Below are 9,946 nucleotides of genomic sequence, written 5' to 3' on the forward strand. Positions count from 1 at the left end.
CGCGTGCCGCCCGATGGATTCCGGGCTCGTCCTTCGGACGCCCCGGAATGACAGCGAGGTGTCCCCGGGTTGCGCTTCGCTCCACCCGCTGCGGGGTCACTCTAGCCAGCCGGCTTGAGCACCGGGGTCCACTTCTTGATCTCGTTGTTGACCAGCGTCCCCAGCGCCTCCGGCGTGCGGTCGGCCGGCTGCGGGATGACGCTGCCGAGCTCGAGCAGGCGCTTGCGGACGGTTTCGTCGTCCAGCGCCTTGACGGCTGCCGCGTTCAATTTGGCGATGATCGGCGCCGGTGTCCCCTTGGGCGCGAAGATCGCGTTCCAGGCCTGGGCCTGGAAGGCCGGCAGACCGGCCTCCGCCGTGGTCGGAACATTCGGCAGCGACGGGTTCCGCTCGGGGGTCGCAATCGCATAGGCCTTGATGGTGCCGGCATTGATCTGCGGCACGGCGTTGACGATCTGGTCGCACATATAGTCGACCTGCCCGGCCACCAGCGCGTTCATCGCTGGGCCCGTGCCGTTGAAGGGCACGCCGACCGGTTCGATGCCGAGGACCGAGTTCAGGAGCTGGCAGGAGACGTGGGAGACCGAACCGACGCCGGCATGCGCCGCGTTGACCTTCTCGGCGTTGGCCTTCACGTAAGTCACGAATTCCTTCAGGTCCTTCGGCGGAAAGTCCTTGCGCGCCAGGATCAGGATCGGCGTGCCGGCCAGGAGCCCGACCGGCTCGAAGCTGTTCTCCGGATGGTAGGCCAGATTGGGATAGAGCGGCACCGAGGCCGCGTGCGTCCCCATGTGCCCCGTGATCAGCGTATAGCCGTCATTGGCGGTGCGCGCCGCGCGTGCGCTCGCCGTGGTGCCGCCAGCTCCGACCACGTTCTCGATGATGATGCTCTGGCCGAGCGTTTGCGCCATATGGCCGGTGACGATGCGCGCGATGACGTCGGTCGGGCCGCCAGCCGCGAACGGCACAATCATGGTGATGCTGCGCGTCGGATAGTCCTGCGCGCGTGCTGGCGCGACGACAGCCGACAGCAAGGCTGCCAGCGCGAGAGAAGCACTCGCAAGCGAGCGACCATACCAATTCATCGAGATCCCCTGATGTCCGTTAAACGAAAATGCCGGCCAAACGGCCGGCATTTCCTTTCATAACGAACTTCGGGGAGTCGATACGACTTCCGCCTGCGACACGCCGACGCAGGCTAACCTCAGCCCTCGGACTCCACGAACACCTCGTCGCGCTTGGCGCGCAGGGTCGGCAGGACCGCCAGCACCAGCAGTCCCGCGGCGATCGCCAGCAGCACCGCCGACAACGGGCGGCTGACGAACACGCTCCAGTCGCCGCGCGAGATCAGGAGCGCCCGGCGCAGGTTCTCCTCCATCAGCGGCCCGAGCACCATCCCGAGCAGCAGCGGCGCCGGCTCGAAATCGTGCTTGATCAGCCAGTAGCCGACCAGGCCGAACACGCCGGCAAGGACGACGTCGACCGGAGCGTTGTTCACGGAGTAGATGCCGATCGCGCAGAAGATCACGATCGAGGGGAACATCAGCCGGTACGGCACGCGCAACAGCCGGACCCAGATGCCGACCAGCGGCAGGTTGATGATGACCAGCATCAGATTGCCGATCCACATCGAGGCGATCATGCCCCAGACCAGATCCGGCTGCTTCTGCATCACCTGCGGCCCCGGCACGATGCCGTGGATCGTCATCGCGCCGACCATCAGCGCCATCACCGCATTGGGCGGGATGCCGAGCGTGAGCAGCGGGATGAACGAGGTCTGCGCCGCGGCATTGTTGGCGCTCTCCGGCGCAGCTACGCCCTCGATCGCGCCGCGGCCGAACCGCGACGGATCCTTGGCGAGCTTCTTCTCCAGCGTATAGGCGGCGAAGGAGGCAATGACGGCGCCGCCGCCCGGCAGGATGCCGAGGATCGATCCCAGCACCGTGCCGCGTCCGATCGCGGGCGCGGAGTCGATGAGGTCCTTTCTCGTCGGCATCAGGCCGGTGATCTTCTGCTGCACCAGATCGCGGCTCATCTCGGCGCCGTGGTCGAGGTTGCGGATGATCTCCGCGAAGCCGAACACGCCCATCGCCACGGTGGCGAAGCCGAGGCCGTCGGCGAGCTCGGGGATGTTGAAGGCCATGCGGGAAGCGCCGGTCTCGATGTCGGAACCGACCATCGACAGCAGCAGCCCCATCACGATCATCGCGATCGCCTTCAGCACCGAGCCCTTTGCCAGCACCACCGCAAAGATCAGGCCGAGCACCATCAGCGAGAAATATTCGGCCGGCCCGAACGCCAGCGCGAGTTTTGTCAACGGCGCGCCCAGGATGGCAATCAGGACGGTGGCGACGCAGCCGGCGAAGAACGAGCCGATCGCGGCGATCGCCAGCGCCGGGCCGGCGCGGCCCTGTTTTGCCATCTGGTGGCCGTCAAGGGCGGTGACGACCGAGGTCGCCTCGCCCGGGATATTGACCAGGATCGAGGTGGTCGAGCCGCCATATTGGGCGCCGTAATAGATGCCCGCGAGCATGATCAGCGCGCCGACCGGCGGCAACCCGAACGTGATCGGGAGCAGCATCGCCACCGTGGCGATGGTGCCGATGCCCGGCAACACGCCGACCAGCGTGCCGACAAGCGCGCCGATCAGGCACATCAACAGATTGATCGGCGAGAAGGCGACGGCAAAACCGTGGGCGAGATTAGCAAAAAGATCGACCATCACGCCCTCACTGGATCAGGAAACGCGGGAACATCGGCATCGGCAGCCCCAGCACATAGGGGAAGAGGAGCGCGCAACCGAGCGTCAGGCAGGCGCCGACGATGACAGCCTCGATCCATCGTGTTTCATGCGTGCCCAGTGCCGCGATCATGAAGCTTGCGAAGGCCGACACCACCAAACCGAGTGGACGGATCGCCAATGCAAAGAAAACGATCGCGGCGCAAACGAACAGCGGTCCGCGCCAGGAATAGTGCGCCAGTCCCGGTCCCTCGGTGAACAGCCCCGTCACGGCAATGCCGGCGCCGAGCCCAACCAACAGCACGCCGAACATCCGCGGTGCGGTGCCGGCGCCGAAGGAGAAGCCGCGCATGCCCTGCAGATCGCTCGAGGCCCATAGCGCCAGTAGCGCGAGCGCCATCAGCACGATGCCGCCGATATAATCCTGCGGCGCGCGAATCTTGACGAACAGCGTGACGATCGCAACCGCAAACAGCGGATAGGAATAGATCAGCGCCAGCAGCACATCCGAGGAAAAGCCCTTCTTGGCGTCGGCGGCGACCGATCCGAACACCGCGTTGGGGGCGGCGGACAATAGCGCTCCGCCATGGGCGAGCAGCACCTGCGCCGGCCCGCGGCCCGTGCCCAGTCCGAAGATTGTGCCCAACGACCACACCAGCTCGAAAAGCTGCGGCGCCAGCGCCAGCACGAAAATGCCGATGGCGGCGTTCGTGTTACGTGTGCTTGATGCGGTTTGGCCCATCGTTTCGGCCATGCATGTCTCCTCCGTGCCCGCACCGCGGGCCCTGTTATTCTATCGGCTGGATTTGCAACCCGCCCCGGCCTTGCCTAGCGATTTTCGTCAAATAACGCCAGCGAAACCGAGGACGCCCCCGGCCAGCAACAGCCAAAAAGGGTTAAGCCGCGTCGCAAAGGCAACAATGGCCGTTATCACCGTCGTAAGAGCGGCAATCCAACTTTGGTCGGAAGTCCGGGCCAAAATGAACCCACTCGCGGCCATCAGCCCGATCGAAAGCGGAACCAGTGCCGCCTGGATGATCGCCGGCCAGCGCGAATGGCGCGAGCGCGTGAGCAGCCCGCTCACATAATAGGCAAGCAGCGCGGTCGGCCCGCACATCGCGAGTGTCGCCGCCAGTGCCCCCGCGATGCCGGCGACGGAGTAGCCGATCAGGGTCACGATCAGCACGTTCGGCCCCGGCGACAATTGCGAGATCGCGAAGACGTCGGCGAACTCCTTGTCGGTCATCCAGTGGTGGACTTCGACCGCGATCCGGTGCATTTCGGGAATGGCCGCATTGGCGCCGCCGACGGCAAACAGCGACATCAGGCCGAACGTCCAGATCAGCGTCGCAATCGGATTCATATCCTCATTCATGCCCGCCCCCGTTGGCGAATCAGCAGCGTGACGGCTAGGCTCGCGGGGATGGCGACCAGCAGCACCTCCGCCAACGGCAGCCGCAACACCCCGATCGCTATGAAGACCGCCATGAGGACTACGAGCCCGGCGATATCGCGCCGCTTCACCAGCGGCATCGTCATCTTGAGCATCACGGACAGCAGAAGGCCGACGGCGACGCATGCTACGCCGGCGAGCGTCCGCCGCAGCGCTTCGAGCTCGCCGTAATGCTTGTAGAGCGCCGCCAGCACGATCGCGATCAGCATCGGCGGGCCGACCAGCCCGGCAAAGGCCGCGATCCCGCCGGCGAGCCCCCGGAAGCGGGAGCCGAACACGAACGACAGATTGACGATATTCGGCCCTGGCAGGAAATGGCACAGGGCGAAGGTCTCGTTGAACTCGTCCGCGGTCATCCAGCGGTGCTGCTCGACGATGCCCCGGCGCGCCCAGACCAGGACCCCGCCGAAGCCGGCCAGGGACATTTTTGCAAAGGCCACGAACAGTTCCCCCAGACTGGGCTGGATGGGCGGGGTCGAGGCGGGAAGGTCCGCCACGGGAGCGGCGGCCGGCGGAGAATCGGAGGACATGGCAAGACCCTAAAATGCCGCATCCCGCCGGCCAAGGCGATAAACCGAAGCCGTTCCATGCATGAAACGCCGGGATGGGGCCGCCAAGGGCCTGTTTTTCCGTTGCTTTACCCCCTATATTGGGAGTGCCGGCTTGCCGGCTATGGAAATAAATGACCGTCGAAATAAACCATTCGGACCCGGGGGCGGTACCCGGCGCCTCCACCAGAGCCCATGCGGAACCGAGAGCCGTGGGTTCCGGCGGGGGCGAAATAGGATCGACGAGGGCGTAAAGGGCGTGTTTTTTCTCGGTATGGTTCCGCCGATATCGGGCCAATGCAATAGTTGCCAACGACAACTATGCTCCGGTTGCTCAGGCTGCGTAACGCAGTTTGAAAGACCACTTTAAAGCCCTAGCGGGTTAAGCTCCGCTAGGCGGGGTTCGGAGGCACCTGGCAACAGAAGCCTCCACTTCACATTTGCATGGTAAAGTGCGTGCATCCCAAGCGGGTGCTTGCGCCGCAAATTCGATCCGGAAGGCCTGCTGACCTTGGCTTGTGGCCGGGATACCATATAGCTAAAGGCGAGTCGGGCGACCGGCATGCGGCCGGCCATTTTTGAACGCGACAGGACCATCATGGCGACCGATCACATCCGATATGACGTGCTGGCGCGCGACGCGCTGCGCGGGGTGGTGCGCCACGTGCTGGCGGACGCCGCGGAGCACGGACTTCCCGGCGAGCATCATTTCTACATCACCTTCATCTCCAACGCCGACGGCGTGAAGATCTCGCCGCGGCTGCTCGCGCAGTATCCGCAGGAGATGACAATCATCCTGCAGCACCAGTTCTGGGACCTGGTGGTGACGGACGATCGTTTCGAAGTCGGACTTTCGTTCGGCGGCATTCCGGAGCGGCTCGTCGTGCCCTTCGCCGCCATCAAGAGCTTCCTCGATCCCTCCGTGAAGTTCGGCCTGCATTTCGAACCGTCCGAGGAGGAGGTCGCGCCCGAGAAGCCCGAGCCCAAGCTGCCTGCGGCTTCGCCTGCACCATCGCCGCCTGCGCAGGCGGCCGAGACCGCTTCGGAAGAGAAGGAAGACTCGGAAAAGCCGAGCGAAGGCGCCGAGGTGGTTCGGCTCGACCGCTTCCGCAAGAAATAATCTAAACACGCATCAATCGTCGACGCTGTAGAATGAACGTTACGCCGCTTCACGGCGCAACGGACATTGGCAATGGCTCGATCAACATCCTCCTCACAAAAAAACAAAACCATCCGCGTCGAGACCGACAGTTTCGGTCCGATCGACGTCGCCTCCGACCGCTATTGGGGCGCGCAGACCGAACGCTCCCGGCAGAATTTCCGCATCGGCCGCGACCGCATGCCGATCGAGATCGTGCATGCGCTCGGCATCGTGAAACTGGCGGCAGCGCTCACCAACCGCGAGCTCGGCCTGATCGACGCGCGCCGTGCCAATGCGATCACGCGCGCCGCGAAAGAAGTGATCGAAGGCAAGCTCGACGATCATTTCCCGCTGGTGGTGTGGCAGACCGGCTCGGGCACGCAGACCAACATGAACCTCAACGAGGTGATCGCCAACCGCGCCAACGAACTGCTCGGCTTTGAACTCGGCGCGAAGAAACCGGTTCATCCCAACGACCACGTCAACATGAGCCAGTCGTCGAACGACTCGTTTCCGACGGCGATGCACATCGCAGCGGCGCAGGGAATTTTCAGCAGGCTGATTCCTGCGCTCAGCGAATTGCATCGCGAGCTGCGCCGCAAGGAGAAAGCGTTCGCGAAGATCGTCAAGATCGGCCGCACCCACACCCAGGATGCGACGCCGCTGACGCTGGGTCAGGAATTCTCCGGCTATGCCGCGCAGGTCGAGAGCGCCATCGCGCGGCTGCGTACAGCGGCGAAGGATCTCCTGCCGCTGGCGCAAGGCGGCACCGCTGTCGGCACCGGCCTCAACTCCAAGCCACGCTTTGCGAGACTGTTCGCAAGGCACGTCGCCAAGATCACGAAGCTGCCGTTCATCAGTGCGCCGAACAAGTTCGAGGCGCTGGCCTCCAACGACGCCTATGTGCTGGTGCACGGTGCGATCAATTCGGTGGCGACCGGGCTGTTCAAGATCGCCAACGACATCCGCTTCCTCGGCTCGGGCCCGCGCTCAGGCCTCGGCGAACTGATCCTGCCGGAGAACGAGCCGGGCTCCTCGATCATGCCGGGCAAGGTGAACCCGACGCAATGCGAGGCGATGACGATGGTATGCACGTACGTCTTCGGGAACGAAACCGCCGTCACCATCGCGGGCAGCCAGGGACACTTCGAGCTGAACGTCTACAAGCCAGTGTTGGCATATTGCATGATGAGTTCCGTTCAGCTCCTGTCGGATGTTATCAGCTCCTTCACCGAGCATTGCGTGGTCGGGATACGTGCCGATGAGAAACGCATCGGCGAGCTGATGCAGCGATCGCTCATGCTCGTCACTGCGCTTGCGCCGAAGATCGGATACGACAACGCCGCGAAAGTCGCGAAAGCAGCACATGCGCGTGGCACTACGCTCAAGGAAGAGGCGTTGCGGCTCGGCTATGTATCGGAACGTGAATTCGATTCCCTGGTGCAGCCGGGCAAAATGACACATCCGGGTTAAGTGAACCGCGAATTGCATAATTTTCCCGGGAAAAAGCGGTGATAGGATGTGCTGGCGCGCTACGAATTAGCGCAGCCCCTCGACTGATATAATTATGGATCATAACGCCTAAAGAATGAGATTGGTTGCAACGGGCGTTGCGTTGACGCATGGGACAGCGGCGAAATATATGGTTTTCGCGGGGCGAAGCTAACCTTTGATGCTATCACTAGGCGCTATATAGTGATTTCGGATGGGCATGTGCTGTGCTTGCGCGCAACTTGGCTGCGGCTGTTTCGCCAACAGGCATTTGCGCTTCGGGATCGCTGGATGATGGGGTGGGCATGGGGCACGTGATCAATTTGAACCGAGTAAGAAAACAAGAGCAGCGCAAAGAAGCTGCGAAGCAGGCTGAAACCAACCGCGCACGATTTGGTCGCAACAAGTCTGAACGGAAAGCGGATGAGCTTCGTAACGCGCGCGACAAGAAGCTGTTGGATCAGCATCGCATCGACGGCGGAGACGCATCATGAAATCGCCCGTCGTCAAACGTTCGATCGTGGTCGCCGGCCACAAGACCAGCGTCAGCCTCGAAGAAGCGTTCTGGAATGGCATGAAGGAAATCTCGGGCCTCCGGAACATGACGCTGTCGGAGCTGGTCGGCGAGATCGACAGCAATCGCCAGCAGGGCAATCTGTCGTCCGCGATCCGGCTTTTCGTGCTGGAGTATTTCCGTTCGCGCGCAATCGCCGCGACGACGGCCCAGGTACCGGACAACAGGCCGCAAGCCTGATCCGTTGCAGATAGCCGGTGCCCTGGCACCGGCTTCACCGACAAACCAGAGTGGAGAGCGAAATGGATATCGCCAAGCGAATCGCGCCGCGAAACCTGTCCATTTCGGAAGCTCTCCATGCCTGCCTTTGTCGTCCTGGATTCCATCTCGGTTCACGCGCCTGAGGGCCGCCCACTGTTCGATGAGCTGACGCTCGCGATCGGACGCGAGCGCACCGCCATCGTCGGACGCAACGGCTGCGGCAAATCGACACTGCTGCGCCTGATCGCGGGCGAGGTCGAACCAGCAGCCGGATCGGTTCACCGTGCCGGATCGATCGGCATGCTCGCGCAGATCGCCGACGGGCGGGCGACGCTGGCGCAAGCCCTCGGCGTCGATGGCGAGCTCGCGCGGCTGCACCGGCTCGAGCGCGGTGATGGCACGCTCGAGGATGCCAGCGCGGCTGACTGGACACTGGCAGCACGACTACAGACCACGTTGGTGGAAGTGGGCCTGCCCGCCCTATCGCTCGATCGCGCGGTAGCGTCGCTCAGCGGCGGCGAGCGAACGCGCGTCGCGCTGGCGCGGCTGCTGATCCAGGCACCTGACGTGCTGCTGCTGGACGAGCCCACCAACAATCTCGATGCCGACGGCCGCGAGGCGCTGGCGCAACTGCTCGGGCGATGGCAAGGCGGCATCGTGGTCGCAAGCCACGACCGTACGCTGTTGGAGCATGTCAACCGCATCGTCGAACTGACGCCGGTTGGCGTCACGATTTTCGGCGGCGCGTGGCCTGATTTCGCCGAGCAGCGCGACGCGGCACGCTCGCGCGCTGAAACCGAACTGGAGCGGGCGGCCGATGCGCTGCGCAGCGCCGAGCGCGCGACGCAGAAGGCGCGCGAAAGAAAGTCGCGCCGCGACAAGGCCGGCCGAGCCTGGCGCGCCAAGGGCATCGAGGACAAGATGTTCATGGACCGCGAGAAGGAACGCGCTGAGGCCAGCGCCGCGCGCGAAGGCCATCTCGCCGAGCGCCTGATCGGCGAGCGCGCGGATGCATTCGAGGAAGCCCGCGCGCGGGTGGAGATCGTGACGCCGCTGTCGATCGACCTGCCGAAGACCACCCTTCCCTCCAATCGCGAGCTCCTCACTTTCAACGACGTGGCGATGGCCTTTGCCGCCCGCCACCTGTTCGGCCCGCTGTCGTTCGAGCTGCGCGGCCCCGAGCGCGTCGCGATCGGCGGCGCCAATGGCACGGGCAAGAGCACGCTGCTCCGCCTGATCACTGGAGCGGCGCAGCCGACTGCCGGCACGATCCATCGTCGCACCGACCGGATCGCGATGCTCGACCAGCATGTCGGCCTGCTCGATCCCGGCACCAGCATTTTGGACAATCTGCGCCGGCTCAATCCGGAATTGTCAGCCAATGAAGCGCATGCCGCGCTGGCGCGATTTGCCTTCCGCAACAGGGCTGCGTTGCAGATCGTGGATACGTTGAGCGGCGGCGAGCGCCTGCGCGCAGGCTTGGCTTGCGTGTTCGCGCGGCCGGAACCGCCGCTATTGTTGCTGTTGGACGAGCCCACCAACCATCTCGACCTCGCCGCGATCGAAGAACTGGAAAGCGCGCTGCGCGACTTCGATGGCGCGCTGGTCGTCGTCAGCCACGACAAGGCGTTCCTGCAGGCGATCGGGATCGAACGGGAGATTGGGCTCTGAATCGTAGCCCGGGTGAAGCGCCAGCGTAACCCGGGACCGCTACTGATGCAGACGTCCCGGGTTACGCATTCGCTCCCCCCGGGCTACGGGCGCTAATTCTGCGCGGCCGGACGCGATGGCGGGTTGG

The 9,946-nt window shown here is 64.1% G+C and carries 10 protein-coding genes and 1 other RNA gene; 6 read left to right on the forward strand and 5 right to left on the reverse strand.

The window, feature by feature from the left end; genetic code table 11:
• Positions 1-101 precede the first annotated feature (101 nt).
• The 5 genes from CWO89_RS35105 to CWO89_RS35125 all read right to left on the reverse strand — a co-directional run bounded on the left by CWO89_RS35105 (position 102) and on the right by CWO89_RS35125 (position 4,723).
• The gene (locus tag CWO89_RS35105; protein ID WP_130583007.1) at positions 102-1,085 is read right to left on the reverse strand and encodes a tripartite tricarboxylate transporter substrate binding protein BugD; all 984 of its coding nucleotides are present in this window, start codon (positions 1,083-1,085) and stop codon (positions 102-104) included.
• Between the two features lie 119 nt (positions 1,086-1,204).
• On the reverse strand, positions 1,205-2,722 hold the full coding sequence (locus CWO89_RS35110; protein ID WP_130583008.1) for a tripartite tricarboxylate transporter permease: 1,518 nt from the start codon (positions 2,720-2,722) through the stop codon (positions 1,205-1,207).
• Between the two features lie 7 nt (positions 2,723-2,729).
• Positions 2,730-3,494 carry a tripartite tricarboxylate transporter TctB family protein gene (locus tag CWO89_RS35115; protein WP_130583009.1) on the reverse strand — a complete coding sequence of 255 codons (765 nt, stop codon included), beginning with the start codon at positions 3,492-3,494 and terminating at the stop codon, positions 2,730-2,732.
• 87 nt (positions 3,495-3,581) lie between these two features.
• Positions 3,582-4,115 (reverse strand): chromate transporter, encoded by a 534-nt coding sequence (locus CWO89_RS35120; RefSeq protein WP_130583010.1) that lies wholly within the window; start codon positions 4,113-4,115, stop codon positions 3,582-3,584.
• The gene (locus CWO89_RS35125) at positions 4,112-4,723 is read right to left on the reverse strand and encodes a chromate transporter (RefSeq protein WP_130583011.1); all 612 of its coding nucleotides are present in this window, start codon (positions 4,721-4,723) and stop codon (positions 4,112-4,114) included. The genes CWO89_RS35120 and CWO89_RS35125 overlap by 4 nt, the downstream gene beginning before the upstream one ends.
• An 88-nt stretch (positions 4,724-4,811) precedes the next feature.
• Between CWO89_RS35125 and ssrA the strand changes: the two genes are divergently transcribed.
• The 6 genes from ssrA (at position 4,812) to CWO89_RS35160 (ending at position 9,819) form a co-directional block, all read left to right on the forward strand.
• Positions 4,812-5,175: a transfer-messenger RNA gene (gene ssrA / locus CWO89_RS35135) on the forward strand.
• A 164-nt stretch (positions 5,176-5,339) separates the two neighbouring features.
• On the forward strand, positions 5,340-5,861 hold the full coding sequence (locus CWO89_RS35140; protein WP_130583016.1) for an SspB family protein: 522 nt from the start codon (positions 5,340-5,342) through the stop codon (positions 5,859-5,861).
• A gap of 72 nt (positions 5,862-5,933) precedes the next feature.
• Entirely contained in the window at positions 5,934-7,355 is a 1,422-nt protein-coding gene (gene fumC, locus CWO89_RS35145) for a class II fumarate hydratase (protein ID WP_130583013.1), read from the forward strand.
• A 323-nt stretch (positions 7,356-7,678) separates the two neighbouring features.
• A complete protein-coding gene (locus CWO89_RS35150; RefSeq protein WP_130583017.1) occupies positions 7,679-7,867 on the forward strand; it encodes a DUF4169 family protein in 189 nt (62 codons plus the stop codon).
• Positions 7,864-8,127, forward strand: coding sequence for a ribbon-helix-helix domain-containing protein (locus CWO89_RS35155; protein ID WP_130583014.1), 264 nt, complete (start codon positions 7,864-7,866; stop codon positions 8,125-8,127). Before CWO89_RS35150 ends, CWO89_RS35155 begins: the two co-directional genes overlap by 4 nt.
• A gap of 117 nt (positions 8,128-8,244) precedes the next feature.
• Positions 8,245-9,819 carry an ABC-F family ATP-binding cassette domain-containing protein gene (locus CWO89_RS35160; RefSeq protein WP_130583015.1) on the forward strand — a complete coding sequence of 525 codons (1,575 nt, stop codon included), beginning with the start codon at positions 8,245-8,247 and terminating at the stop codon, positions 9,817-9,819.
• Positions 9,820-9,946: the final 127 nt, after the last annotated feature.

Source organism: Bradyrhizobium sp. Leo170, assembly GCF_004296405.1.
Classification (GTDB): domain Bacteria; phylum Pseudomonadota; class Alphaproteobacteria; order Rhizobiales; family Xanthobacteraceae; genus Bradyrhizobium.